The sequence below is a fragment of the Bacillus marinisedimentorum genome (assembly GCF_001644195.2).
GTDB lineage: Bacteria > Bacillota > Bacilli > Bacillales > Bacillaceae_O > Bacillus_BL > Bacillus_BL marinisedimentorum.
Map to the genome: position 1 here is coordinate 20,791 of NZ_LWBL02000015.1, position 26,844 is coordinate 47,634.

Annotated in this window: 23 protein-coding genes and 2 tRNA genes; 24 read left to right on the forward strand and 1 reads right to left on the reverse strand. The window is 46.4% G+C overall.

The features are described 5' to 3' along the window. Window positions 1-112 precede the first annotated feature (112 nt). From A4U59_RS04240 to A4U59_RS04255, 4 genes are all read left to right on the forward strand, one after another. The gene (locus A4U59_RS04240) at window positions 113-874 is read left to right on the forward strand and encodes a ParA family protein (RefSeq protein WP_070120004.1); all 762 of its coding nucleotides are present in this window, start codon (window positions 113-115) and stop codon (window positions 872-874) included. Continuing rightward, entirely contained in the window at window positions 867-1,724 is an 858-nt protein-coding gene (locus A4U59_RS04245; protein ID WP_070120006.1) for a ParB/RepB/Spo0J family partition protein, read from the forward strand. Before A4U59_RS04240 ends, A4U59_RS04245 begins: the two co-directional genes overlap by 8 nt. A gap of 197 nt (window positions 1,725-1,921) precedes the next feature. After that, window positions 1,922-3,076: an aminotransferase class V-fold PLP-dependent enzyme gene (locus A4U59_RS04250; RefSeq protein WP_070120007.1), complete on the forward strand. Its 1,155-nt coding sequence runs from the start codon at window positions 1,922-1,924 to the stop codon at window positions 3,074-3,076. A 10-nt stretch (window positions 3,077-3,086) separates the two neighbouring features. After that, window positions 3,087-3,821: a DUF554 domain-containing protein gene (locus A4U59_RS04255; RefSeq protein WP_070120009.1), complete on the forward strand. Its 735-nt coding sequence runs from the start codon at window positions 3,087-3,089 to the stop codon at window positions 3,819-3,821. Between the two features lie 510 nt (window positions 3,822-4,331). Here A4U59_RS04255 and yyaC read toward each other — a convergent pair. Further along, window positions 4,332-4,970, reverse strand: coding sequence for a spore protease YyaC (gene yyaC / locus A4U59_RS04260; protein ID WP_070120011.1), 639 nt, complete (start codon window positions 4,968-4,970; stop codon window positions 4,332-4,334). 80 nt (window positions 4,971-5,050) lie between these two features. Here yyaC and A4U59_RS04265 point away from each other — a divergent pair, with 80 nt between their 5' ends. From A4U59_RS04265 to A4U59_RS04355, 20 genes are all read left to right on the forward strand, one after another. After that, window positions 5,051-6,064: a YkvI family membrane protein gene (locus tag A4U59_RS04265; protein WP_070120012.1), complete on the forward strand. Its 1,014-nt coding sequence runs from the start codon at window positions 5,051-5,053 to the stop codon at window positions 6,062-6,064. A 141-nt stretch (window positions 6,065-6,205) separates the two neighbouring features. Next, window positions 6,206-6,400, forward strand: a complete 195-nt coding sequence (locus A4U59_RS04270; RefSeq protein ID WP_245680491.1) for a DUF951 domain-containing protein — start codon at window positions 6,206-6,208, stop codon at window positions 6,398-6,400. Window positions 6,401-6,435: 35 nt separating this feature from the next. Then, the gene (locus A4U59_RS04275) at window positions 6,436-8,439 is read left to right on the forward strand and encodes a molybdopterin-dependent oxidoreductase (protein WP_070120015.1); all 2,004 of its coding nucleotides are present in this window, start codon (window positions 6,436-6,438) and stop codon (window positions 8,437-8,439) included. 400 nt (window positions 8,440-8,839) lie between these two features. Then, window positions 8,840-9,940: a redox-regulated ATPase YchF gene (gene ychF / locus A4U59_RS04280; RefSeq protein WP_070120017.1), complete on the forward strand. Its 1,101-nt coding sequence runs from the start codon at window positions 8,840-8,842 to the stop codon at window positions 9,938-9,940. 701 nt (window positions 9,941-10,641) lie between these two features. Continuing rightward, the gene (gene rpsF, locus A4U59_RS04285) at window positions 10,642-10,929 is read left to right on the forward strand and encodes a 30S ribosomal protein S6 (protein WP_070120019.1); all 288 of its coding nucleotides are present in this window, start codon (window positions 10,642-10,644) and stop codon (window positions 10,927-10,929) included. Window positions 10,930-10,951: 22 nt separating this feature from the next. After that, window positions 10,952-11,455, forward strand: a complete 504-nt coding sequence (gene ssb / locus A4U59_RS04290; protein ID WP_070120021.1) for a single-stranded DNA-binding protein — start codon at window positions 10,952-10,954, stop codon at window positions 11,453-11,455. Window positions 11,456-11,501: 46 nt separating this feature from the next. Further along, window positions 11,502-11,732: a 30S ribosomal protein S18 gene (rpsR, locus tag A4U59_RS04295; protein WP_070120023.1), complete on the forward strand. Its 231-nt coding sequence runs from the start codon at window positions 11,502-11,504 to the stop codon at window positions 11,730-11,732. Window positions 11,733-12,070: 338 nt separating this feature from the next. Beyond that, complete coding sequence (locus A4U59_RS21650; protein WP_169823910.1) at window positions 12,071-12,229, forward strand: hypothetical protein; 159 nt, start codon at window positions 12,071-12,073, stop codon at window positions 12,227-12,229. A 535-nt stretch (window positions 12,230-12,764) separates the two neighbouring features. Next, window positions 12,765-13,700 (forward strand): YybS family protein, encoded by a 936-nt coding sequence (locus A4U59_RS04300; protein WP_070120025.1) that lies wholly within the window; start codon window positions 12,765-12,767, stop codon window positions 13,698-13,700. Between the two features lie 35 nt (window positions 13,701-13,735). Continuing rightward, entirely contained in the window at window positions 13,736-15,709 is a 1,974-nt protein-coding gene (locus A4U59_RS04305; RefSeq protein WP_070120027.1) for a DHH family phosphoesterase, read from the forward strand. Then, the gene (gene rplI, locus A4U59_RS04310) at window positions 15,706-16,152 is read left to right on the forward strand and encodes a 50S ribosomal protein L9 (protein WP_070120029.1); all 447 of its coding nucleotides are present in this window, start codon (window positions 15,706-15,708) and stop codon (window positions 16,150-16,152) included. The genes A4U59_RS04305 and rplI overlap by 4 nt, the downstream gene beginning before the upstream one ends. Before the next feature lie 30 nt (window positions 16,153-16,182). Beyond that, the gene (dnaB, locus tag A4U59_RS04315) at window positions 16,183-17,547 is read left to right on the forward strand and encodes a replicative DNA helicase (RefSeq protein ID WP_070120031.1); all 1,365 of its coding nucleotides are present in this window, start codon (window positions 16,183-16,185) and stop codon (window positions 17,545-17,547) included. Between the two features lie 290 nt (window positions 17,548-17,837). Beyond that, complete coding sequence (locus A4U59_RS04320) at window positions 17,838-19,130, forward strand: adenylosuccinate synthase (protein ID WP_070120033.1); 1,293 nt, start codon at window positions 17,838-17,840, stop codon at window positions 19,128-19,130. A gap of 268 nt (window positions 19,131-19,398) precedes the next feature. Beyond that, window positions 19,399-19,474 (forward strand) — tRNA-Lys (locus tag A4U59_RS04325). Window positions 19,475-19,478: 4 nt separating this feature from the next. Further along, window positions 19,479-19,550, forward strand: a tRNA-Glu gene (locus tag A4U59_RS04330). A 646-nt stretch (window positions 19,551-20,196) separates the two neighbouring features. Next, entirely contained in the window at window positions 20,197-21,639 is a 1,443-nt protein-coding gene (locus A4U59_RS04335) for a peptidoglycan DD-metalloendopeptidase family protein (RefSeq protein WP_083270651.1), read from the forward strand. 506 nt (window positions 21,640-22,145) lie between these two features. Continuing rightward, complete coding sequence (gene yycF / locus A4U59_RS04340; protein ID WP_070120035.1) at window positions 22,146-22,850, forward strand: response regulator YycF; 705 nt, start codon at window positions 22,146-22,148, stop codon at window positions 22,848-22,850. A gap of 6 nt (window positions 22,851-22,856) precedes the next feature. After that, window positions 22,857-24,680: a cell wall metabolism sensor histidine kinase WalK gene (gene walK, locus A4U59_RS04345; RefSeq protein ID WP_070120037.1), complete on the forward strand. Its 1,824-nt coding sequence runs from the start codon at window positions 22,857-22,859 to the stop codon at window positions 24,678-24,680. Then, window positions 24,677-26,044: a YycH family regulatory protein gene (locus A4U59_RS04350; protein ID WP_070120039.1), complete on the forward strand. Its 1,368-nt coding sequence runs from the start codon at window positions 24,677-24,679 to the stop codon at window positions 26,042-26,044. The genes walK and A4U59_RS04350 overlap by 4 nt, the downstream gene beginning before the upstream one ends. Then, entirely contained in the window at window positions 26,031-26,837 is an 807-nt protein-coding gene (locus A4U59_RS04355) for a two-component system regulatory protein YycI (RefSeq protein WP_070120041.1), read from the forward strand. The genes A4U59_RS04350 and A4U59_RS04355 overlap by 14 nt, the downstream gene beginning before the upstream one ends. Window positions 26,838-26,844: the final 7 nt, after the last annotated feature.

Below are 26,844 nucleotides of genomic sequence, written 5' to 3' on the forward strand. Positions count from 1 at the left end.
AAGGATTCCCTTCGGAAAGGATGGATGCATTCCTGAGGGTACTCCCGCTTATGCGTATGCTGCTAAGCGGGCGCCTTGCGCATTTCTTACGAAGTATGGGGTAGGTGACACCATGGGAAAAGTTATAGCAGTTGCTAATCAAAAAGGCGGCGTAGGGAAAACGACAACGTCGGTGAACCTCAGTGCCTGCCTTGCTTATTTAGGAAGCAGAGTATTACTCGTTGATATTGATCCGCAGGGGAATGCGACAAGTGGTGTCGGGATTGATAAGGCAGACGTTGATGAATGCGTCTACGATGTTCTTGTTGATGATGTGGAAGCCGGCAGTGTAATCAAGACAACCATCGTCGAGAAGCTTGATGTGATTCCTTCCACAATCCAGCTGGCAGGGGCAGAGATAGAACTTGTCTCTACCATCTCCCGGGAAGTAAGACTGAAGCGGGCCCTTGAACAGGTCGAAGATAAATATGATTATGTTATCATTGATTGCCCGCCCTCCCTTGGGCTGCTGACAATAAATGCACTTACTGCTTCCGATTCAGTTATCATTCCTGTCCAGTGTGAGTATTACGCACTTGAAGGATTAAGCCAGCTTTTAAATACCGTCCGTCTTGTACAGAAACATTTGAATAAGGACCTGATGATTGAAGGTGTGCTCCTGACAATGCTTGATGCGAGGACAAACCTTGGCTTGCAGGTTATTGAGGAAGTGAAAAAGTACTTCCAGGATAAAGTATACCGGACCATTATTCCGCGGAATGTCCGGCTGGGTGAAGCACCGAGCCATGGGAAGCCGATTATTTTATATGATCCGAAATCCCGTGGAGCAGAAGTCTATTTAGATTTTGCAAAGGAAGTGATGGCAGGTGGCTAGAGGTTTAGGTAAAGGCCTTGGTGCTTTTTTTAATGATCTGGAAAATTCCGATGAACAAAAAGTGGCGGAAGTCGATATAAAAGAACTGCGGCCGAACCCTTATCAGCCGCGGAAGACGTTTGAAAAAGAATCGATTGACGAGCTGAAGGAATCGATCAAAGAGCATGGGATCCTGCAGCCGCTCATAGTCAGGAAGAGCATTAAAGGCTATGAAATTGTTGTAGGCGAAAGGCGTTTCCGTGCAGCAAGAGATGCCGGTTTGCAGACGGTGCCCGTCGTTGTCAGGGAATTATCGGAGCAGCAAATGATGGAGCTTGCCTTGCTAGAAAACCTGCAGCGTGAAGACCTGACACCGATTGAAGAAGCGGAAGCATATCAGCTGTTGATGGAAAAACTGAAAATCACACAGGAACAGCTGGCGAAGAGGCTTGGAAAAAGCCGGCCGCATATTGCCAACCATATCCGCCTGCTGGCATTGCCGGAGCCCTTCCGGAAAATGATTGCCATGGGTGAATTGTCTATGGGACATGGACGTGCCCTGCTTGGATTAAAAAATAAAGAGAACTTGCCTCCATTAGCAGAAAAAGTAATCAATGAAAATTTGAATGTCCGCCAGCTTGAACAGCTTGTAACCAATTTGAACGAAAATGTTTCACGTGAAACAAAAAAGAAACCGGATTCGAAAAAAGACGTTTTCATTAAAGAACGAGAAACCTTTTTACGGGACCGTTTTGGTACAGCAGTCAATATAAAAAAAGGCAAGAAAAAGGGTAAGATCGAAATTGAGTTTTACTCAGAAGATGATCTGGAACGAATTCTGGATATGCTGAATGAATCAAATGACCAATAAACCATCAATGCGGTGGTTTATTTTTTCTTTGTAATTTATGACTGTTGCCTTATAATGAATAGATATTAATCTTGTTATTCTGCGATGTTACATATGGAAACTGTAAGCCTTCGTCAAATCAGGGGAAACAGGATTTTTGCCTTCCTGCCGGGCAGGGTTCCTCTGATCTGATTACATCTACAGAAAGGAAGAGAGCTATGATCTATTTCGATCACGCTGCATCCTCTTTTCCAAAGCCGGAACCGGTTGTGAAAGCAGTGGAGGAAGCGCTGCTTCATTATGCAGCCAATCCTGGAAGAGGGTCTCATCAGCTGGCAGCCGGGGCAAGTAAAAAAATATACAAAGCAAGGGTGAAACTCGCTTCATTCTTCGGGTTGTCCGACCCGAAAAGGGTACTGTTTTTTCAAAACGCAACAGGCGCGTTGAATCAGGCTTTAAAAGGTTTCCCTTTTCAAAAAGGGGACCATGTCCTATCGACTTCATTTGAACATAATTCTGTTCGCCGTCCGCTTGAGTTTTTGAAACAACAAAGCGGCATTGATGCCACATTTTTGCACATATCCTCAGAAGGGGTATTTGAACCCGACAAGTGGGAACAGGCTCTTCGCCCGGAAACAAAACTTATTACGGTTACCCATGCGTCCAACCTGACGGGTACGATTCTGCCGCTGGAGGAGATTAGTGAGTTCGCCCGGAGTCATGGTGTCAAACTGTTGGTGGATGCTTCTCAGACAGCTGGCGTCCTCCCGATTCATATGGAGAAAATGGGAATCGACATGCTCGCTTTTCCAGGGCATAAAGGCCTTCTTGGCCCACAGGGAACAGGTGCACTTCTCGTCAGCAAAGGAAACGACTTATATCCCATTTTTCATGGCGGAACGGGAAGTTTCTCGGAAAGCATCGAGCAGCCGGAGCAATGGCCGGAACGGTTTGAAAGCGGAACGCTCAACACCCCTGGTATTCTAGGCCTTGCTGCTGGAGTTGACGCAGTTAAAGAGCATGGATTGGAACAAATACGGAAGCACGAACAGCAATTAACCGGGCAATTCATTGAAGGAGTCAAGGATATACCAGGTGTTGAACTATATGGCAAAAATACATCCGGCGGCCGTCTTGGCGTCATTTCATTTTCCATCAATGGAGCAGATTGCCATGAAGTGGCCATGATCCTTGATATGCACTATGAAATGGCAGTAAGGGCTGGCCTTCATTGTGCACCGCTTGCCCATGAAGCGATAGGTACAATCACAACCGGCGCTGTGAGGGTGAGTTTTGGGCATACCAATACGGAAAAAGAAGTAGAACAGCTGGTAAGGGCGATTACAGAAATTGCCGCCGGTTATAACGGGTAGGAGAAAAAACATGGTACTTTTAGGAACAATAGTGAACGGTGCCACCATCATCGCTGGCACATTAATAGGCTTGCTGCTGACCAAAATTCCCGAAAAGATCCGTACGACTGTCATGCAGGGGATTGCCCTGGCCGTCATGATCCTTGGTGTCCAAATGGCAATCCAGAGCGAAGAGTTTTTGATTGTCATCCTTAGTATCGTCCTCGGTGGGGTTCTCGGAGAGATATGGGACTTTGACGGTAAATTGAATGCCGCGGGAAACTGGCTTGAACAAAAACTTGGAGCAAGTGAACAGGGAAGTGTCGCCAAAGCGTTTGTGACTGCGACGCTGATTTTCGTCATTGGTGCTCTTGCCGTTCTCGGTGCATTGGACAGCGGACTGCGCGGCGATCACAGCATTTTATACACAAAAGCTCTCATTGACGGTTTTACAAGTTTGCTTTTGACGACGACATTCGGCATCGGGGTGTTATTTTCGGCTGTCCCAGTCGTTCTGTATCAGGGAGCGATAGCATTGTTCGCCGTACAGATTGAAAGGTGGGTCCCGGAAGCTCTGATGGATTCTTTCATAACGGAAATGACCAGTGTGGGCGGCATAATGATTTTTGCCATCGGCCTGAATCTATTGAATCTGACGTCGATTCGGGTTGCGAATTTTTTGCCGGGCATCCTTGTCACAGGAGTTTTTGTGACTGGCCTCTACTACTGGGAGACGATTGCTGCTGTCCTTCCTTTTCTTTCATAGTTGGCAAAACAAATGCGAGGCAGCTTTCTTTTCAATAGACTCTGTTAAACGCTGTTGATTTCCGATGCAGTTACCCGCTTCACGGTCTCCCGTTCTTTGCCGCGGGACGGGCGGTGAGCATCAGCCCGGTTAACCACGCGCCTGCGGGGTTATACCTGTACCGCTGCTTCAGACGGAGTCTCGCACACCTGCACCAGTCAACAATATCCTCTAACAAAGATTTTATTAAATAGTTAAACAAAAAATGCCACGCATTGACCCTGTGGATGACTCTCAGGGAATGCATGGCATTTTATTTATGCAAAGGCTCTGTTAAATGTTAGTGTTGATTTCCGTTGCAGGTACTCGCTTTCCGCGGGGCGGGCGGTGAGCCTCCTCGTCGCTCTGCTCCTGCGGGATCTCACCTGTCCCGCTAGTCCCGCAGGAGTCTCGCACCTTCCACTCCAATCAACTAGTGAGAAAATCAACATTGAGCTTTAACAAAGCCTATGCAAAAAAATGGAAACGCCGTCACTTTACACTGCGGGCAGCCATTCTGCTTTTCAGCTGGAGCCTTTCCATATTTTTTTTCTTCTGGATGATCTGGTCTGCTTCATACAGACTGTCGGCAATGCTCCGCGCCATTTTCATGACAAGGCTCAATCTTGTATTTTGCAGGACAAAAAACTCCATGAATCCGCTCACATTCACAATACCGGTAAGGTGGATGTCCCCTACATCTGGCAGTTCTTTGTTAACGCCCGCACCAGGTTTTACCGGGCCTTCTCCAAGTGTAATTACACCAACGCTCTTCAATCTTCCGAGGCAGGCATCTATTCCGATAATATAAGGCATAACCAGGTCTTTTTTAATATGTGTAAGTTTTTCATCAAGATTGACGGCATGAACCGGATCATCAAGCGTTCCGTAAACATGGAAATTAGCCGGCGCTTTTTCTTGCAGGAAAGTGCCGATCAATGGCCCGAGCGAATCGCCGGTGGAGCGGTCTGTTCCAATATTGACAATGGCAATCGGGCGCGGGGATTTGGATGGAATCATTTCTGCAATTTTGGCTGATAAAATTTGTACGGCATCCTCCTCATCATGATGGACCCGATAATAGTTCTCTTTTTTATTAAAAAGTTTAGGTTTGAGCGGCTTAAGATTCATAGGATTGCCTCCTCGGTAATAGTAGTAACAGTATACGGAAGAAATCGTAAATCTATACATAATAAAAGGGGCGAGCCGATATGCTGAGAGCCGGAATGAAATGGATGTTTTTGATCATGGGGACAATGATAGGTGCCGGATATGCTTCAGGCCGTGAAATCTGGCAATTTTTCGGCCATGAAAGCGGACTGGCTATCATCCTTTTCACGTTTTTTTTCATTGTAAGCTGCTTCGTCATCATGCGTATCAGCTTTGAAAAGCAATCCCATCATTACCTTCCTGTTCTTGAACATTTAATCGGCAAGCGGCTGACCGGTGTATATGATATTATGATTATTTTGTATTTATTTACGACCACCGTCGTGATGCTGGCGGGAAGCGGTGCGACACTGCAGACATTCAGCATGCCTTACTGGACAGGCGTCCTCATCCTTTGCCTGCTTCTCGTCTTCCTGTTCATCTGGGAAATAAAAGGTATCCTGAACATGAACAGTGTCATTTTGCCGCTCCTCATTCTTGGGCTTGTCGGCGTATTGCTTTCGTTCATCCTCTTAAACGGGGAACACTGGCAATTTGACTGGCAGCACCAGGGAAATTGGCCGTCCTCTTTCACCTTTACGGCCCTGAACATCCTTCCGTTGATTGCGGTGCTGTCTGCTATCGGAAGAGAAATGAAACATACCGGGGAAGTATACATTGCCAGCATCGGCAGCGGGCTTCTGCTCGGGTCTGTTTCGTACCTCTACAATCAGTCGCTTTTGCAGATCCAGGATATTATGTTCTATGAAATCCCCTTGTTTGCCGTGTTGGAACGATATCCTTATTTTATGGTCATCATCATGTCGATTCTTTTATGGTTGGCCATTTATACGACCGCAGCATCAGGTCTTTTAGGATTAATTTCCCGTTTTCAAAACGGTGTAAACTTACCGTCTTGGCTGCTTGCAAGCATTGTTTTAGTCCTCATGGTCCCTTTGACTTCGTTCGGTTTTGGAACCCTCGTTGCTGTTCTTTATCCTCTCTACGGAATTTTAAACTTGTACGTCATGGCTGCTATTTTGCTTTATCCAATACTTAACCACTACAAAACTTAACCATATCCTGCTAAAATAGGTTCTATTATATAAACTGCCGGGTTTACATTCCCGGGTACGGCATGCACCGCTTGATAGAAAAATAGTGTGGTACTGCGCGGTCATGTGGCAGATCATTCTTTAAGAACGGGGGTTATGAAGATGGACAAGAAGTTTGAGCTCAATGATGTCGTGGAGATGAAAAAGCCCCATCCATGCGGAAAAAATCGCTGGCAAATCATTCGTATGGGCATGGACATCCGTATTAAATGCCTCGGCTGTGAGCACAGTGTCATGATGCCGCGCCGGGAATTCAGCCGCAAGTTTAAAAAAGTGCTTGAACACCATGAGTCATAGAGAAGACAGAATAGCGAGAGAAGAGAGGAGCGCCGCTGTTGGAAAAGAAAACGGCATCCTGTCCACTGAACTGCTGGGATAATTGCGGGCTCACAGTTACAGTCGACAGGGGGAAAGTAACAAAAGTTGAAGGCGATCGGGAACATCCGGTTACAAAAGGAAAGATTTGCGGCCGCGGCAGAATGCTGGCGGAACGTGCCAACTCTGATAAGAGGATTTTGCATCCGCTGAAAAAGACGGACGGCAAATTTACAAGAATCGGCTGGGACCAGGCGCTGGATGAAATTGCATCACGCCTTTCGGCCGTTAAAAAAGAATACGGCACCACCGCAGTCCTGCACAGCCATGACTATGCCAATAACGGCCTGCTGAAAAATCTTGATTACCGTTTTTTTAACGGATTCGGCGGTGTGACTGAACTGGAAGGAAGCCTTTGCTGGGGAGCAGGTATCGAGGCACAGAAGCGGGACTTCGGAAATGCGTACAGCCATTCTCCGGAGGATCTTTTTAACAGTAAGACAGCCGTAATCTGGGGAAGGAACCCGGCCCGGACGAACTTGCACCTGCTTGTGAATTTAAAGAAAGCCAAAAAGCAGGGAATCCGGGTCATTGTCATCGATCCGATCAAAAATGAAACAGCAGCCGCAATTGCCGATCGATATATTTCTATAAAACCGGGGATGGACGGTGTGCTTGCTCTTGGTATATTAAAAGAAATGCTTCGGCTCGGCTTCGAGGACCGGTTATTCATTGAAGCTCATTCAATCGGTTTTGAAAACGTAGAAAACCTGCTGGCCGCTACAAGCCTTACCGAGCTTGCAGCAGCGGCGGAAGTAGAAGAAGCGGTTTTCACTGAGCTTGCCCGGGTGTATGCGGACAGGCCTGTAGCCACTTATTTTGGGCTCGGCTTGCAGCGGTATACAAACGGAGGCAATACGATCAGGGCAATCGATGCTCTCATTGCAGCAAGCGGAAATATCGGCATTGCAGGCGGAGGTGCCAACTTCGGCGGCCTTGGTGTCGGTGAAAGTTTTGATTTGCTTGCCATGACGCGCCCCGATTTGAAAAAGAAACGACGCGTCTTTTCAAGAATCAGTCAGGCTGAACAAATTTTAAAAGCAGCTGAACCGCCAGTGAAGCTGGCGGTGGTGTCACGAAGCAATCCGCTGGCCCAGCTTCCGGATACGAACCTGGCGGAAACTGCATTCAGGCAGATTGAAACCGTTGTGGTGATGGACAAGTATATGACGGACACGGCAGAACTGGCCGATTACGTCCTCCCTGTTGCCGGAGTATTCGAAGAAGAGGACATTTATTATGCCTCCATGTACCATGCCTACGCGAATTATGGGCCGAAGCTGTCCGAGCCTCCAGGTGAAGCGAAATCGGACCTCTGGATCTGGACTGAACTTTCCAGCCGGCTTGGATTCGGAAACTTATTTTCCTTCTCGATAGCCGAATTTTTGGAAATGGGACTCGGCAAACTTGTGGACAGGGGAATCACACTGGAGACGTTTAAAACGAATAAACGGGTGAAGCTTCCGGTTGATGATATCCCCTGGCAGGATCACATCTTCCATACACCTTCAGGGAAATACGAGTTTGCCAGTTTAAGAGATGCAAAAGAAGAGTTAAAGATTGACTATCCTTTTGAATCGGCGCAGAACCAGCCGGAACTTGCCAAACAGTATCCATATTCCTTGCTGTCAATCCACCCGCTCAGATCCAATCATTCCCAGTACTATCCGCTTATTGAAGGCATCCAGCGGGTCAAAGTGGAAGTGTCGGAAGACATTGTGAAGGATCGCCGCTTACAGCAAGGCGACCAGATCAGGGTGTTTAACAGCCGCGGCAGCATCACCGGCACGGTTTCCGTTCTGAAAGGCGGCCATCCCCGCACAATCAATATAGATGAAGGACAATGGAAAAAGTTTGGCGGCAGTGTCAACGCCCTGACATCAGCCAGACTGTCCGACAATGGAATGGGCAGCACATTTTACGATTGCCTTGTTCAGATTGAAAAAGTGGACGGCAAGTGATGCATATACCATATCGCAACCAAAAAAAACAAAAACACAGTGCCAGGCATTGACCCGCTGGATGACCTCCAGAGAATGCCTGGCACTTCTTTAATGCAAATGCACACGTTTGGTTCACAAAACAAACTCCTCCCCTCCAACATGCATCCAGCCCCGCGTCAAATTGAAAAAAGTCGAAATACAGTTGCGGTTTCCCGTTCATTTTGCATCAAAATGGAAGTAATGCGAAATACAGCAATGATTCACCGCTGCTCACCTCTCCAAACTAGAAGATAAACCCCCATCGTCGCAGCACACGAATCTCCCGTAATGCCCGCTCCTGAATGCTTGTATTTTTCAACAGTTGTCTCTATAATTGTGAAAGACTGTCATGTTTCGGAAATTAAGAGGAGTGAAAGAAATGGCATTGACTGCTGGCATTGTCGGCCTTCCGAATGTAGGAAAATCGACGCTGTTCAACGCGATAACCCAGGCGGGCGCTGAATCTGCCAATTATCCGTTTTGTACAATTGACCCGAACGTAGGAATAGTGGAAGTACCAGATGAGCGGCTGCAAAAGCTTACTGAAATGGTAGAACCGAAAAAGACGGTGCCAACCGCTTTTGAGTTTACAGATATTGCAGGAATTGTGAAAGGCGCCAGTAAAGGTGAAGGACTGGGGAACCAATTTTTATCCCATATCCGCCAGGTGGATGCGATTTGCCAGGTTGTCCGCGCTTTCCGTGACGATAACATCACCCATGTTTCCGGTAAGGTCGATCCCATCTCGGATATTGAGACGATCAATCTTGAGTTGATTCTTGCCGATATGGAAACAGTCGATAAGAGAATCGGCAAAGTTGAAAAAATGGCTAAGCAGAAAGACAAAGATGCAATGTTCGAATATGAAATCCTGAAAAAGCTGAAAGATGCATTTGAAGAGGAAAAAACCGCCCGCACCGTTTCATTTACGGACGAGCAAATGAAGCTTGTCAAACAGCTTCATCTCTTGACAATCAAGCCGATGCTTTATGTGGCGAACGTCGGTGAAGAGGATGTCGCTGATCCTTCTTCCAACCCGTATGTGCAGAAAATCCGTGAACACGCGGAAAAAGACAATGCGGAAGTCATCGTTGTCTGCGCAAAAATTGAATCCGAAATCGCCGAGCTTGAAGGGGAAGAAAAAGAAATGTTCCTTGAGGAACTCGGCATAGCCGAATCAGGGCTTGACCAGCTGATCAAGGCGTCATACAACCTTCTCGGACTTGGCACATATTTTACAGCCGGTGTCCAGGAAGTAAGGGCATGGACGTTCAAAAAGGGCATGAAAGCCCCGCAGGCAGCAGGCATCATTCATACGGACTTCGAGCGCGGCTTCATCCGGGCCGAAACCGTTTCATATGATGATCTTATTGCTGCCGGTTCAATGGCTGCCGCCAAAGAACAGGGCAAGGTCCGCCTTGAAGGGAAAGATTATATCGTCAAAGATGGCGATGTCATCCACTTCCGTTTCAACGTCTAGTAAAATCATTTTTGGCTCATATAACTAACGCACCTTTAAAATTGCAAAAATGATAGCAGGTTATTCTGGAGATTGCCCGTTCCTTTCCGCTGCAATCCACTCAGTTGTAAAATAATAAGTTTGCAAAAACTGATGAACAACTTTGATATGATGCACATCTCCACTGTGAATAGTTAAGGAAAACCGATCAGCACCCTTTCTTAGAAGGACTGTTCTTTTCATTCAAACGGATCAGGATTGCTTGTTTTTATACAAACCACGTGTTGAATAAAATAAAAGCGGGACATCTGTTCACGAGCAAGTTGATTGGAGCGGAAGGGGCTCGACTCCTGCGGGAATAGCGGGACAGCTGAGACCCCGCAGGCGCGTCAGCGACGAGGAGGCTCAGCGCCCGCCCCGCGGAAAGCGAGCCCCTGCAGCGGAAATCAACTTCCCGTCAAAAGTGCAAGGGTTGAAGATCAAATTCCTTTCTTAAACTAGATAATCTGAGCGTATCAATGGTTTCCATTTGATGTATTTACGCTGTTTGGCGAATGATCAACAACAAATTTTACAGAGTCCTGGCAAAAGAAAAAAGGGCTGAATCATACCATGGGGTTGTCTTTCACAATCCTTTTTGGTACAATACTATATTGTGAGTAATTAGCGAATTGCTCCTTGCTCCGTTACGGAGCCGTTTAGTCCAAAAGGAGGTGAAAAAGATGCGTAAATATGAAATCATGTACATCATCCGCCCGAACATCGAAGAAGAAGCACAAAAAGCGCTTGTTGAGCGTTTCAATGGCATTCTTGCTGACAATGGTGCGGAGGTTGAAAAGACAACTGAAATGGGAAAGCGCCGTCTCGCATATGAGATCAACGACTTCCGTGAAGGTTTCTACATGCTTCTGAACGTGTCTTCAAACAATGAGGCGATCAACGAATTCGAACGTCTTGCACGTATTAACGAAGACATGCTTCGCCATATCGTTGTAAAAGAAGAAGAGTAATAGCAATTAGGGAGGGGTTCTGATGCTTAATCGCGTCGTTCTTGTGGGCAGATTAACTAAAGACCCGGAATTGCGTTACACCCCGAGCGGAGTGGCCGTGGCGAACTTCACACTTGCTGTGAACCGTCCTTTCACCAACCAGCAGGGGGAGCGCGAAGCCGACTTTATCAATTGCGTCATCTGGCGCAGGCAGGCTGAAAATGTGGCGAACTTCCTTAAAAAGGGAAGCCTCGCAGGTGTGGACGGCCGCATTCAAACACGAAACTTTGAAGGCCAGGATGGCAAAAGAGTATTCATGACTGAAGTGGTGGCTGAAAGTGTCCAATTCCTTGAGCCGAAAGGAAGCGGCGGAGGCCCTTCAACAGGTGGCAGCCAATATGGGGGCCCGCAAGGACAAGGTCAGAACCCGTTTAATAATAACAATAACAACAATAGAAAAAATGAAGGCTATACGAAAATGGATGACGATCCATTCTCCGGAGACGGTCAGCCGATCGATATCTCCGATGATGATCTCCCATTTTAATACGCCTTTTCATACGGAAAACGGAAAAGAAAGGAAGGTGTAGCAAATGGCAGGACGTCGTGGACGCGGTAAACGCCGGAAAGTGTGTTTCTTCACTTCAAACGGCATTACCCACATCGATTACAAAGACGTGGATCTTCTTAAAAGGTTCGTATCAGAACGCGGCAAGATTCTTCCTCGTCGTGTGACAGGAACTTCTGCAAAGTACCAGCGCAAATTGACTATCGCAATCAAGCGCGCTCGTCAAATGGCACTGTTGCCGTACGTGACCGATTAATTTTAAATCAAGAAAGCACAGTAGGGGAAGACTCTATTGTGCTTTTTCTTTTTAAGGAAAGTATAAAATTTTAGCGTTGAGGATTTAAAGCCAAAAGGGATTCGTCCAGCTCCAGGCGCCTGCGGCTATCGTCATAAGCTGGTGCCTTGCGCATTTCGATTGTCCAGCTGCGAGCCCTAGCGGCTAACGTCATAAGCATTGCCGCCCCATGAAGGGGAAAAGCGCCCTTCCTGGTACGGCCCTGCTTATGCGTACGCCGCTGACCAAGGGCTCTCCGCATTTCTGGATGTTCGGCTGCGAGCCAGGACCTCGCCATGCATGAAAAAAGGAGTTCCGGCGTGAAAGCCGGGTTGAACGGCGTGAAACAGCTGCTCCGGCGTGAAAGTTGGACTCTACGGCATGAAATATGGGAGATTACGCGTGAAACGGTGAGAGTTTGGCGTGAAAGAACCCGGATGCCGCGCGAAAGCGCAGCCCCTGATTGCAGTTGTTCGTAAACGGCGTGAAAAGCCGGGGATATAGCGCGAAGGAACAGTCATCTGGCGAGAAATGCGAAGAAAAGTAATAGTCTTTTTATAAAATGAGACAAATCCGGCAGGTTATCGGGCCTAAATGGTTTGAGTGATCCTGTATATGAGAATATAGCCCGGTTTTGGCCGTCAGCTTGCTTGAAACGGTGGAAGAACGTGCAACGGGGTACTCAGGCTGTGCTGGCATCATATTGGGATGTGGATCGGCTGCTCCACTCCGGGAGGGAAAAGAGCCTCATTGCTGATACCCCCGCATATGCGTACGCCGCTAAGCGTACGCCTTGCGCATTTGTTTTTTTCGGGGCAGCCTCTTCCAAAATCAATCCTAATTTTTCGTAAGTTGAAACATGGGAGAGAAAAACATAAAATAAGATAAGGTTTCGTATATGATGGTATCATGAGATGACTAAGAATATTAGTATAGATGTCAGCGGTTGAATGACAGGATCCCTCAAATCTTGTTCGCTGCAATGATCGATCTATCCATATAGAAGGTGAAAAAGTGAAATCAACGAGAGTTTTGACTGAAGGTGCTGTCCTGCTGGCCATATACGCGGTGCTGCTTGGACTTTCCCTGTATTTGCCGGTGGTCGGCCCTTTTCTGATCGTTATGCTTCCTGTCCCATTTGTCGTATATGTCGTGCGGCATGATTTGAAAGCGGGTATATTTTTTGGCCTGCTGGCACTCGTTATTACCGCCCTCATCGGAACCGTCCTTTCCTTGCCGGCAACGTTTTTATTCGGCAGTGCCGGCCTGGTGATGGGCTATCTGTATAAAAAAGAACAAAGCGCCTTCTCTGTACTGATTGGCGGCACCCTTGCCTATATCGCCGGCCTTGTGCTCACGTACGCCCTTAGCACCCTGCTTTTCAACTTGAATCCGATTGAAGAAGTGAAAATGACGCTGGAAGGTTCGATGGAAATGACGGAGGGCATGCTGTCCTCACTTGGGCAGGATGCTGAAGAGCAGATGGAAATGCTGAAGGAATCGTTTGAACTGATGCAGTATTTGCTTCCAACGGTGATTGTGACCCTCGGCATCATCCTTGCGGTCCTGACACAGTCGGTATCTTCGATGGTGTTGAAAAGGCTGAAGTACAGTCCTTCGGTATGGCCGCCTTTTCGGGAATGGCGCTTTCCGAGAAGCTTGATCTGGTACTATTTACTGGCCGCTGTGTTAATGATGGTCGGCCTGGAAACAGGTTCCGCCGTTTATGTAGCTGTGCTCAATGTTTACATGCTTCTGCAGTTCATCATTACGGTTCAAGGGTTTTCATTCATTTTTTTCTATTTCCATGCCAAAAACATGTCAAAAGGTGTGCCGATCGTAATCGTGATTTTTTCCTTTTTGCTTCCAGCAATACTCCTTTATCTTGTTCGAATCTTAGGTATAATTGACTTAGGTTTCGATTTGCGAAAAAAATTCAGGGAGCAGTGAAATAAGGTTTACCAATTCGTGTAGGAGCTGACGTTATGTCAAATTTTATCCGCGATAAATGGCTGAGCTATCCGATGTTCATCCTTATGGCCGTGGCCCTTCTTCTTTCAGGGGTTGTCATTTTTTACAACTGGGTACTGGGCATCGGAGCCATCGTGTTGACAGCATTTCTCATCTATCTCACATTTCAGGCTGAATTGGCCTTCCAAAAAGATATGGATGAATATATTTCCACTATCTCCCACCGGGTCAAAAAAGTGGGCGAAGAAGCGCTGATGGAGCTGCCTTATGGGATTGTGCTGTACAATGAAACCAATCAAGTAGAGTGGACCAACCCTTATATGGCCTCTCTATTTGATGAGGATACCATAATCGGCTATTCGATCGAGGATCTTTCAGATTCGCTCCCTCCGTCACTGGATGGAAGCAAGGAATCTGTGATCATCCCGCTTTTCAATCGGCAGTTCCGCGTCAACATCAAGCCTGAGGAACGGCTCCTTTATTTCTTTGATGTAACCGAACAGGTCAAAATGGAACAGCTGTATGAAAAAGACCAGTCTGTCCTGGCAATCATTTTTCTTGATAATTATGATGAAGTGACACAGGGTATGGGGGATCAGGTCAAAAGCAATATCAACAGCCAGATGACCTCCATTTTGAATCAGTGGTCGATGGAAAAAGGGATATTCCTGAAGAGGACATCTTCGGACCGGTTTTTTGCTGTCATGAATAAGGAAATTCTTCAGGAACTGGAAAAAACGAAATTTGATATTTTGGATGAGGTAAGGGAAATGACCAGCAAACAAAATTTGCCCCTTACGCTCAGCATCGGGATCGGGACCGATTCACCGTCGTTGCCGGAACTGGGTGTATTGGCCCAATCAAGCCTTGACCTTGCGCTCGGCCGCGGCGGCGACCAGGTTGCCATCAAGCAGGGCAACGGCAAAGTCAAATTTTACGGGGGCAAAACAAACCCTGTCGAAAAGCGGACGAGAGTCAGAGCCCGGGTTATTTCCCATGCATTGCGGGAACTGATCCTTGCGAGTGACAAAGTGTATGTAATGGGCCATAAATATCCCGATATGGATGCGATCGGAGCGGCGATCGGTGTATTGAAAATCGCTGAGGCCAATCATAAACAAGGCCATGTCATCATTGATGAAAATGAACTTGATACCGGCGTTTCCCGGATGATGGAGGAAATCCAGGGCCAGGAGGAATTGTGGAGCCGGTTTATCAGCCGTGAACAGGCGCTCGAAGAACAGACGGATAATACGCTGCTCGTCGTCGTCGATACACATCGTCCATCGCTTGTCATAGAAGAGAAGCTGCTGAATAAAATTGAGCATGTTGTCGTCATCGACCATCATCGCCGCGGTGAGGAATTCATCAACAATCCGGTACTTGTATACATGGAGCCTTACGCATCCTCAACGGCTGAACTTGTAACGGAATTGCTCGAGTACCAGCCAAAGAATTTGAAACTCAATATGCTTGAATCCACGGCTCTCCTTTCCGGGATCATCGTCGATACGAAGAGCTTCACGCTCCGGACGGGCTCGCGCACCTTTGATGCAGCTTCCTACTTACGGGCGCACGGAGCCGATACAGTCCTTGTCCAGAAGTTCCTGAAGGAAGATCTGAGCCAGTATGTAAAACGGTCCAAGCTTATTGAACGGTCTTACTTATACAAAGACGGAATTGCCATCTCCAGGGGTACGGAAGAACTGAAATTCGGGCAGGTATTGATTGCCCAGACGGCGGATACGCTGCTCACCATGAACGGGGTTCAGGCTTCATTTGTCATCTCCAGGCGGGATGATAATGTGATCGGCATAAGCGCTCGATCCCTCGGTGATGTGAATGTCCAGGTCATCATGGAGAAACTGAATGGCGGCGGCCACTTGACCAATGCCGCCACCCAGCTTGAAGATATAATGATAGAAGAGGCAGAAACCATGCTTAAAAGCGCAATCGATGACTATCTTGAAGGGGGAGAAGAAGAATGAAAGTAATTTTTTTGAAAGACGTAAAGGGACAGGGAAAAAAAGGTGAAGTGAAGGAAGTATCAACCGGTTACGCCCAGAATTTTCTCCTTAAAAAAAATTATGCGGTTGAAGCGACGAAGGCAAACGTAAGCAAGCTTGAAGGCCAGAAGCAAAAGGCTGCCAAAGAAGCACAGGAAGAGCTTGGACAAGCCAAAGAGCTGAAGGATACACTTGAAGAACTGACAGTTGAACTTAAAGCAAAATCGGGTGAAGGCGGCCGGCTGTTCGGTTCCATCACGAGCAAACAAATTGCTGAAGACTTGAAGAAAAACCACAAAATCAAAATTGATAAACGCAAAATTGAGCTTAATGAACCGATTCGTTCACTGGGATACACGAATGTTCCAGTCAAGCTGCACAGCGACGTGACAGCGACACTGAAGGTGCATGTGAGTGAACAGTAATCAGGCATTCCGGGGAGAGGAGCAAAAGGTATGAGCGATTTATTTGCCGACCGCACCCCTCCGCATAACATAGAAGCGGAGCAGGCGGTTCTCGGTGCTGTTTTTCTGGAAGCGGCCGCGTTGACGAGCGCTTCAGAGATTCTGATCCCTGAAGATTTTTACCGGGCAGCACATCAAAAGATATACAACGTAATGCTTGACTTATCCGAAAAAGGCGAGCCGGTTGACCTTGTCACCGTCACGTCAGAGCTTTCAGACCACAACTTGCTCGAAGAAGTCGGCGGCGTCTCTTATTTAAGCGACCTGGCCGGGGCAGTCCCGACTGCCGCCAACGTCGAGTACTATGCCAAGATTGTCGAGGAAAAATCGATTCTCAGGCGCCTGATCAGAACGGCAACAACAATTGCCACCGATGGCTATACAAAAGATGATGATGTCGAGGCGCTCCTGAACGAGGCCGAAAAAAGCATCCTGGATGTGTCGCAGCGCAAAAATACAGGTGCCTTCCAGGCCATCAAGGATGTTCTTGTCGACGTCTATGATAACATTGAAATGCTTCATAACCGGACGGAAGATGTGACGGGTATCCCGACCGGCTTCGCGGATCTTGACCACATGACGGCAGGATTCCAGCGCAACGATTTGATCATCGTGGCAGCCCGTCCATCGGTTGGTAAAACGGCATTCGCGCTTAATATCGCTCAGAATGTCGCCACCAAGACAGATGAGAACGTTGCGATTTTCAGCCTTGAGATGGGCGCTGAGCAGCTTGTCATGAGGATGCTGTGTGCAGAAGGGAATATTGATGCAACAAGGCTCAGGACCGGCAAGCTGACCCCTGATGACTGGCAGAAGCTGACGATGGCAATGGGAAGCTTATCGAATGCCGGTGTATACATTGATGACACCCCCGGCATCAAAGTCGGCGATATCCGGGCCAAATGCCGCCGCTTGAAGCAGGAAAAAGGGCTTGGCATGATCCTGATTGACTATTTGCAGCTGATCCAGGGGAACGGCCGAAGCGGCGAAAACAGGCAGCAGGAAGTTTCCGAAATTTCCCGGGCATTGAAAGGACTTGCCAGGGAGCTTGAAGTCCCTGTCATCGCCCTGTCCCAGCTTTCCCGCGGTGTGGAATCGCGCCAGGATAAACGGCCGATGATGTCCGATATCCGTGAGTCCGGAAGTATCGAGCAGGATGCCGACATTGTCGCATTCCTGTACCGAGATGACTATTATGACAAAGAAAGTGAAAACAAGAACATCATTGAAATCATTATCGCAAAACAGCGTAACGGCCCGGTCGGAACCGTTGAGCTTGCGTTTGTAAAAGAATATAACAAGTTCGTCAATCTCGAACGGCGCCATCAGGAAAATGAGATTCCTTCCGGTGCGTAAACCGCCTCTTGCAGGCGGTTATTTTTTTGTACTGTGGAGATAATGGGATTGTTTCCTGTATGAGTTTCGTGCAATTTAGTGCCAGGCATTCTCTAGGGGTCATCCAGTGGGTCAATGCCTGGCACTTTTCGCGTATAGGCTAGTTTTAAGTGGCAGGAATAAAAGCGAACATAATTAATGTATGTATTAATAATGTTCGTATTTTATTGACTTTATTGCACTAAATTGATACACTGAATGTGGATTTTAACTGAAATTAAAGAACGAGAATAACAGCGGAGGTGCGGTACATGTCTTCAGTAGTAGTTGTCGGCACGCAGTGGGGAGATGAAGGAAAAGGGAAGATCACCGATTATTTATCCGAAAATGCGGAAGTGGTCGCGCGCTATCAGGGTGGAAATAATGCGGGCCATACCATTGCATTCAGTGGGAAAACGTATAAACTTCACTTGATTCCATCAGGTATTTTTTATGAAGATAAAGTATGTGTGCTCGGAAATGGCATGGTCATCGATCCAAAAGCGATCATTAAGGAGCTTGAATATCTTCATAACGAAGGAGTTAATACAGACAACCTCCGCATCAGCAACCGGGCGCATGTCATTTTGCCTTATCATCTTAAGCTTGATGAAGTTGAAGAAGAGCGGAAAGGCGCCAACAAAATCGGTACAACCAAGAAGGGGATCGGCCCTGCATATATGGATAAAGCGGCCCGAAACGGAATCAGGATTGCCGATTTGCTGGATCGGGCGGAATTTGAACGGAAGCTTGCTGAAAACCTCAAGGAGAAAAACCGCCTCCTGGAAAAATTTTATGAAACAGAAGGGTTCAAAATCGAAGACATCCTTGATGAATATTACGAATATGGGCAGCAGATTGCCCGCTATGTCACCGATACATCAGTTGTATTGAACGATGCACTTGACGGAGGACGCCGGGTCCTTTTTGAAGGGGCTCAGGGAGTCATGCTCGATATCGACCAGGGCACATATCCATTTGTGACTTCCTCAAATCCGATCGCTGGCGGCGTGACGATAGGATCTGGTGTCGGGCCTACAAAAATCAATCATGTTGTAGGGGTTTCAAAAGCTTATACAACAAGGGTCGGCGATGGTCCTTTCCCGACTGAACTGAATGACGAAATCGGGAATCAAATTCGGGAAGTCGGCCGTGAATACGGAACCACGACAGGTCGTGCCCGCAGAGTCGGCTGGTTTGACAGCGTCGTCGTCCGCCATGCCCGCCGTGTAAGCGGAATAACCGATCTGTCACTCAACTCGATCGATGTCCTGACAGGTATTGAAACATTGAAAATATGCACAGCTTATAAATATAAAGGGGAAATCATCGAGGAATTTCCGGCAAGCCTGAAAGTCCTTGCTGAATGTGAACCTGTTTATGAAGAACTGCCGGGGTGGGAAGAGGATATTACAGGTGTCCGCAATTTAAGCGAACTTCCTGCCAATGCCCGCCATTATATTGAACGGATTTCCCAGCTGACAGGCATTCCGCTTTCCATTTTCTCTGTCGGACCGGACCGGAGCCAGACAAATATGGTCCGCAGTGTGTATGCAAACGACTAAAATAAGGTAAATACAGATTGTGAAAAAAGGCTGCCGCTGCTTTAAAAGGCAGCCTTTTTTCATTGGAAAGTATAAGTTGTCATCACGGAGTATGTTGATGCAATGGCCAATTTAAAGAATAGTGATAATGGCAGCTGCGCACCTGTCTTCGCCAATCGGCGTATTTTCTTTATATGGAATTCTGCAGTTATAAAAAATAATGGAAGTATTTCAGATTTTTAGTTGCGCAGCTACCAGGTTATGTGCTAATATAATTTTTGTTGTTAACGAGCCATTAGCTCAGTTGGTAGAGCATCTGACTTTTAATCAGAGGGTCGGAGGTTCGAGTCCTCCATGGCTCACCATGAAGGCCCCTTGGTCAAGTGGTTAAGACACCGCCCTTTCACGGCGGTATCAGGGGTTCGAATCCCCTAGGGGTCATACATTAAAAAAGATGGGATGTGAAGCAGCCTGGTGCTGTATTACGTTCCATCTTTTTTGTTTTCTATGTGGGGCACTGAATGCAGATTCAGTGCCTGTAATGAGGCAGGAAACGGAAATAGGGGCACTGAATGCAGATTCAGTGCCTGTAATGAGGCAAGAAACGGAAATAGGGGCACTGAATGTTGATTCAGTACCATACCTATAATATCCTCTAAAGAGTAAATATAGTCTTAGAAGCGATCAGAGACACCAACAATTCTCCATTCAGCACTGTCTCTCATTCTACTCACGCAACAACAAAGGATCGTAATTACGCACTCTTCCTCTATATGCAATCGAACACCAAATTCAATCCCGCATGGGAGGCTGAACTTCCCCCTCACCCACCATCCGACACTTTTTTACAAAATCCCCACTTCCAAACTAAACCTAACAGAAAAAGGAAGATAGCCCCAGGGGTTTATTACAGAACCATTACAAAACCCACCACTTTTTGGAACGTATACTACAATTCTGTTACAGAAGGCTCAATTTCTTCACTAGTCTATTAAATTATGATAATTTAAAATGGCGTGTTAATAAAATAATTATATTTTAAAAGCAATAGAGAGAAAGAACTAAAAATGTTTGTAGGGGGAGAACCGTGTTAGTACAGGATCGACCGAACGTACAGTCTAAAAAAGTGAAAAAAGCAGGCAGCCGGATTGGCGGAATGGTGGCGAAATCTGTTGCCGTACTGACAGCAGCAGCCATTTTATCCTTTAATTCAGCATCAGCAGAAGAAAACATCCAGACCGTCTACCATATTTATCTTGGTGAAACCAAGGTAGGAACAGTCGATGAAAAGTCTGTGGTAGATGAAGTAGTGGAAGAGAAAGCGGAAGCTCTGAAGGAAAAGTACCCTGATCTCGAATTTTCATACGGAAATCAGGTGACGATTGTTCCGGAAAAGACGTTTCGTGCCCAGTTTCATAATGAGACGGTAGAAAAAGCACTTGATGAGTCGCTGGCTGTAAAAGCCTCTGCCTTTGCCATTAAAGCTGGGGACGAAATCGTCGGCTATGTAAAAGATGAAAAAGCGGCGAAAGAAGTCATCCGCCAGTTGACACTTCAGTTTACCAGTGAAGAAGAACTGAAGATTTACGAAGCAGTCCAAAACGGAGAGAAAGATATTTCGGATTCCACTATTAAAGATATCCGTTTTTCCGTTGAACCAAACATCGAAAAAGGATTTTCTTTACCTGGAGATATTATGACAGTGGAGGAAGCCCTTCAGCAGCTTAAAACGGGGAAAGTGGTAGAAAAAACCCATTCTATTCGGGAAGACGAAGTGCTTGTCAATATTGCGGAACAATATGAACTATCTTTGAAGCAGCTGCTGACACTTAATCCGGAAATCACGGAGGACAGCCTTCTCCATATCGATGACAAAGTAAACGTAACGGCAAAATCACCTTTCATTAATGTCATCGTAGAGAAAGAAAAAGATGTGAATGAAAAAATCCCTCATAAAGTCGAAATCGTTAAAGATGAAGATATGTACAAAGGTGAGACCAAAGTAAAACAAGAAGGATACGATGGCGAGAAAAAAGTGCGGTATCTTCTTGTTGAAGTAAACGGCCAAAATACTAAAAAAGAAATCCTGGCAGAAGAAACGGTAAAAGAAAAAAAGGATAAAATCCTGATTAAAGGAACGAAAGTGATGCCGTCACGCGGGACAGGCACCTTTACCTGGCCGGCTGTCGGCGGTACGGTAACAAGCAAAATGGGTTACCGGTGGGGCCGGGAGCATAAAGGCATCGATATTGCCGGCGTCAGTAACAGAACGATAAAGGCTGCGGACAACGGCAAGGTCGTATATGCAGGTAACAGTGGTGCATATGGAAATAAAGTAATCATTGACCATAACAACGGCTATCGGACTTTATATGCCCACCTCAGTTCCATATCAGTCAGTGTCGGTGATACCGTACCGCGCGGCTCGAAAATCGGAGTCATGGGCTCAACCGGAAGATCCACAGGTGTCCACCTTCATTTTGAGGTTACCAAAAATGGTGCACTGAAAAATCCATTAGACTTTTTCTAATAGCATGAGAACCTTCGGCTGCAGCCGGAGGTTCTTTTCATACGGATATACGATAGGATGATTCTCTCTTTTTTGAAAAGCTATGCTCCCTGTTTAAACAGCGCATGAAACAGCTTCAAAAACAGGAGTGAAATCCGCAGGGCCCTTATTAAGGCTCTCAGCCAATCGAACCCCTGCAGTGGGAGGTCTGTCAGTCTGCCTGGTCAATTCGGGTTGATCCTGTTTAAAAAAAGGCCGAAAATCAATAATAAGGTCCAGCATAAACTATCACGCTGAAGAAAATATGTTAATAAACTATGGCATGGCAGAAATTTGCGAAAAGAAACGTGTTTATGGAACAGGCAGACAGGATAGTAATATATATCTTATGCACTTTTTGAATAACTGGGTTCTGCAAGAAAAACGTCCGCTTCCTGAAAAAGTCAAAAGATGCTTTCATGCACATGACATGATAAAGTATAAGAGTGGACTTTTTATCGCAGAAAGATGAAAAGGAGAGACAGACAATGGACAAACATATATTAGTCGTTGATGATGAGCAGCCAATCGCAGACATTTTGCAATTCAATCTTGAAAAAGAGGGGTTCGAGGTGACCTGTGCCTACGATGGCGATGAAGCACTCCAGAAGGTTGAGGAAGTGAAGCCCGACCTTATTTTGCTGGATATTATGCTTCCGCAAAAAGATGGTATGGAAGTGTGCCGCGAAATCCGTAAAAAATATGAAATGCCGATCATCATGCTGACCGCCAAGGACTCGGAGATCGATAAAGTGCTTGGCCTTGAACTCGGAGCAGACGACTATGTGACAAAACCGTTTTCTGCACGTGAACTGATTGCCAGGGTCAAGGCGAATCTGCGCCGCCATCAGCAAGAAGAAGACAATGGAAGCGATGACACGAACGAAATTGAAATCGGTTCCCTTGTCATTCACCCTGATGCGTATGTCGTATCCAAGCGCGGCGAAACGATTGAGCTCACCCACCGTGAATTCGAACTGCTTCATTATCTCGCCAAGCATATCGGCCAGGTCATGACCCGTGAGCATTTATTGCAGACGGTCTGGGGATATGATTATTTCGGCGACGTCCGGACAGTTGATGTCACCGTCCGGCGCCTGAGGGAAAAAATTGAGGATAACCCGAGTCACCCGGCATGGATCGTGACCCGGAGAGGGGTAGGCTATTATCTCCGCAATCCTGAACAGGAGTAAGATTACATGAGAAAAATCGGTTTCTTTAAATCGATTCATTTTAAGTTCATTCTTATTTATACGCTGTTGATCCTGATCGCCATGCAGGTCATCGGCGTTTATTTTGTGCGCGAACTTGAAGATAGTTTAATGAATAACTTTGATGAATCGCTGCGGGAGCGGTCGCAGATGCTCGCTTCCTCTGTTGAGCAGGAAATGACGAAGGATCGTTCCGCAGAAGACAGTAAAACATTAGAAGAGGATATCCGCAGTTTGCTTAGTGATATACAATCCGATAACGTCCTTGAAGTCCAGGTGATCGATACCAATCAGCGTGTTGTGGGTACATCGAATCCTTACAAGCAATCGTTTGTCGGAAAGCGGACAACAGAGCGGATGGTCGATATTGCACTTGTTTCCGGCCAGGGCGATACGCGAAGGCTTCTTGACCGGGGACAGCGTCTGACCGCGAGAACGATGCCTGTTAAATCAAACGGGTCGGTACTTGGTGTCATCTATCTTGTCGCTTCTATGGAAGAAATTTATGATGAAATGAACCAGATCAATGGTATTTTTGCCACTGGAACGCTCATTTCGATGCTGATCACAGCATTGCTCGGCATTTTTCTGGCGCAGACGATCACAAGGCCGATATCAGATATGAAACGGCAGGCACGAGTCATGGCCCGCGGAGACTTCTCACGTAAAGTCAAAGTGTATGGGGACGATGAAATTGGGCAGCTTGCCCTTACCTTCAACGATTTGACTACAAAGCTGAAGCTCGCCCAGGATATGACCGAAGAAGAGCGGAAAAAATTAAGCTCTGTTCTCGCTCATATGACCGATGGCGTCATTGCTGCTGACAGGCAGGGACACGTCATTTTAATGAATAATCAGGCTGAAAAAATGCTGCATGTTTCACGTGAAACAACAATTGGTGAATCGCTGTTATCCATTCTTCCAATCGAGTCGGACATTTCACTTGAAAATATTTATGAAGATGACGATTCGCTTATTTTTGATTTTTATACCGGCAAGGATGAGGAATCGATCATCCGTGCAAACTTCTCGATTATTCAAAATGAACACGGCTATCCGAATGGTTTTATGACTGTATTATATGATGTTACAGAGCAGGAGAGGATTGAACAGGAACGCCGTGAATTTGTTGCTAACGTTTCACATGAATTAAGGACGCCGCTGACAACGATGAAAAGTTATATCGAAGCCCTGACTGATGGGGCATGGCAGGATAAAGAGATCGCACCGCGCTTCCTCGGTGTCACTCAGACGGAAACAGAGCGGATGATCCGGCTTGTCAATGACTTGCTGCAGCTGTCCAAGCTTGATAGTAAAGATATCAAGCTGAATTTAAACCGTGTCAATTTCACGCCTTTTTATCACGGCATTATTGACCGGTTCGAATTATCGAAAGCTCAAAATGTTTCGTTTGAGCGGATCATTCCGGATGAGAACTTATATGTTTATATAGATGCGGACCGGGTAACCCAGGTCATTGATAATATCATTTCAAACGCCTTGAAATATTCTCCTGAAGGCGGAAAAGTCACGTTCAAGCTTATTCATAATCCGACGGATATCCAGATCAGTATTAAAGACCAGGGAATGGGGATTCCAAAGGATAACTTATCAAAGGTATTCGAACGTTTCTACCGTGTTGACAAGGCGCGCTCCCGCAAAATGGGCGGAACTGGCCTCGGACTTGCTATTGCAAAGGAAATCATCCAGCTTCATGGCGGAAGGATCTGGGCAGAAAGTGAAGAGGGGAAAGGGACAGCCATTAACTTTGTCCTTCCTCTTGAGAGAGATCGCGAGGATGATGTGCTATGACAAGAAAAAACCTCGAAACAATGAAGACGGTAGCGCTTACCCTCCTGGTCATCTTGAGTGTTGTATTAACGTACAGCATTTGGACATACCAGCCTGAATATGAAAGGATTCCAAATGCTGAATATCTCCAGGACGTGAGCATTGCCGATAAACGGTATCCAAGCCAGCTGATCAGGCCTTCCTCCGTTATGCTGAATACAGGCGGGCACCATTATGGGTTAATGGATCAATCCCTTGTGAACAAACTGTACCGGGAGATGCAAAACTGGACGTTTCACCAGCTGTATCCGCTCGAAATAACGGACCAGGATGTTTTCAATAAAAAAATTGACCGGAACAATACACTTGAAATCATTTTTCCTACGGAGATTCCACTCGGTGTTTTTGAAAGAATCTTTACGTTTTCGGCAGATTTAAAAGCATCCCACGCATTTGACCGGGTCATTATTGATTATTCCGTGGCAGAAGACAGCCAGCCCGAAGCGTTTTTCGTGTCGTATGATACTCAGAATGTTTACGGGGCAAAGTTGAGCAATTTGAACCTTGAGTACTTGATCAATACGTTTACTAAAGTGACAGGGGACTATAAGCCGCATTTCTTGCAGACCATCTCGGAACAAAAGGAATTTTTCTTGCCGGCTGAAGACGTCCGATTGAAATCATACACCTTTTTCACAGATAAGCTGAACCCGGATTTGTTCAGCGAAGCGCTGTTCAGCAATAAGAACCTTGTGAAAAATTATAAAAAAGATATCGGGGAACAGACGTACACCGACGGCACCCGCGCGCTCGAAACGTTACAGGAAAACAGCCTGATGCGGTTTCAAAACCAGGTGCCGTCGGCAGGCCTGCAAAAAGATCCCGCCGAACTCGTGCTTGACAGTGTCGAGTTTGTCAATGACCATGCCGGCTGGGTGGATACGTACTATTTATTTGATTGGACAACCCTTCAAAATGAAGCGGAGTTCCGTCTGTATCTGGCCCACTATCCTGTTTTCGATGTTTCTCCAGTTATCAGGGAAAATCAATCTATTGAAACAGCAGCTTTAAGCCTGTCCTGGAACAATGAGGGAGTGAACCGCTATACAAGGCCGCTTCTATACTTGCAAGGCGACCCGCTTGAAAATGAAACAGCTGATATCACACTGCCATCCGGACAAAAGGTGATCGAGGCACTGGAGAAAAGGCAGGGATTTGACTCGGAAATGATCGAGGATATTAAAATTGGATTTGCGCTGGATGATAAAGTGCCGGAAGTTCTCCTTTTCAAGCCCGCATGGTTCATCCGTTTCAACGGCAGATGGGAACAGGTATCCATGAAAGAGGAATCAGGCGGGGAGGGTATAAAAATTGGATTGGAATAAAACAAAAACCATTTTTATATTGTCTTTCCTCGTTCTGAATGTTTTCCTGACCTTCCAGCTTATTGAAAAAATCAATAAATCGCAGCTGGACCAGGTGACTGAATCCACCATCGAGGAACAGTTGGAAGAGGAGGACATCACGTATCCGGCGATTCCGAAAAATAACGAAATCAAGCAATATATAAGCGGGAAAAGCAAAAAATTCACCCCTGATGAACTGGGTGACCTCGACGGGCAGAATATCAACATCAGGAACGAAACGATGATCATGTCCACCTTTGAAGAACCAGTGCAGTTTTCGGAAGAAATGAGCGATGAGGAATTGCGGGCACTTATGGAAAACAATGTCATGCACGGTGAAGATTATACGTATTGGGGCCATGATGAATCGAATAATGTTCTTATGTTCTTTCAGACATATAAAAACAGTACGATTTACTTTAATAAAAACGGGATGGTCCTGATGGAATTGAATGAGGATAATGAAATTACCCGTTATTATCAGACCTATCTGGTCGATCTTGAAGAAATGGACGTGGAGGAACAGAGCATCCTGCCTGCAATTAAGGCCATCGAAAACCTCTATCGGAAATACATGCTTCCTTCTGGCAGTGAAATCACACATATCAGTATGGGGTATTACACGCTTGTCCCACTTTCAGGAGGTGGCCAGGTGGTGGCCCCTACATGGCATATAAGGCTAAAAGAGGGAAAAAGCTTTTTTGTCAATGCAGTTGAAGGGCAAGTCATTGAAGTGAAGGCCGAAGAGTTTTTGGAACAAGTTTATCAATAGTGGAGTG

Bases quoted from the DNA above. Each gene is read 5' to 3' on its own strand.
- A4U59_RS04255 (WP_070120009.1), top strand. From the start codon at position 3,087: ATGGTACTTTTAGGAACAATAGTGAACGGTGCCACCATCATCGCTGGC.
- ssb (WP_070120021.1), top strand. From the start codon at position 10,952: ATGCTTAATCGCGTCGTTCTTGTGGGCAGATTAACTAAAGACCCGGAA.
- rpsF (WP_070120019.1), top strand. From the start codon at position 10,642: ATGCGTAAATATGAAATCATGTACATCATCCGCCCGAACATCGAAGAA.
- A4U59_RS04320 (WP_070120033.1), top strand. From the start codon at position 17,838: ATGTCTTCAGTAGTAGTTGTCGGCACGCAGTGGGGAGATGAAGGAAAA.
- A4U59_RS04240 (WP_070120004.1), top strand. From the start codon at position 113: ATGGGAAAAGTTATAGCAGTTGCTAATCAAAAAGGCGGCGTAGGGAAA.
- rplI (WP_070120029.1), top strand. From the start codon at position 15,706: ATGAAAGTAATTTTTTTGAAAGACGTAAAGGGACAGGGAAAAAAAGGT.
- A4U59_RS04350 (WP_070120039.1), top strand. From the start codon at position 24,677: ATGACAAGAAAAAACCTCGAAACAATGAAGACGGTAGCGCTTACCCTC.
- yycF (WP_070120035.1), top strand. From the start codon at position 22,146: ATGGACAAACATATATTAGTCGTTGATGATGAGCAGCCAATCGCAGAC.
- dnaB (WP_070120031.1), top strand. From the start codon at position 16,183: ATGAGCGATTTATTTGCCGACCGCACCCCTCCGCATAACATAGAAGCG.
- A4U59_RS04250 (WP_070120007.1), top strand. From the start codon at position 1,922: ATGATCTATTTCGATCACGCTGCATCCTCTTTTCCAAAGCCGGAACCG.
- ychF (WP_070120017.1), top strand. From the start codon at position 8,840: ATGGCATTGACTGCTGGCATTGTCGGCCTTCCGAATGTAGGAAAATCG.
- rpsR (WP_070120023.1), top strand. From the start codon at position 11,502: ATGGCAGGACGTCGTGGACGCGGTAAACGCCGGAAAGTGTGTTTCTTC.
- A4U59_RS04305 (WP_070120027.1), top strand. From the start codon at position 13,736: ATGTCAAATTTTATCCGCGATAAATGGCTGAGCTATCCGATGTTCATC.
- A4U59_RS04265 (WP_070120012.1), top strand. From the start codon at position 5,051: ATGCTGAGAGCCGGAATGAAATGGATGTTTTTGATCATGGGGACAATG.
- yyaC (WP_070120011.1), bottom strand. From the start codon at position 4,970: ATGAATCTTAAGCCGCTCAAACCTAAACTTTTTAATAAAAAAGAGAAC.
- A4U59_RS04270 (WP_245680491.1), top strand. From the start codon at position 6,206: ATGGACAAGAAGTTTGAGCTCAATGATGTCGTGGAGATGAAAAAGCCC.
- walK (WP_070120037.1), top strand. From the start codon at position 22,857: ATGAGAAAAATCGGTTTCTTTAAATCGATTCATTTTAAGTTCATTCTT.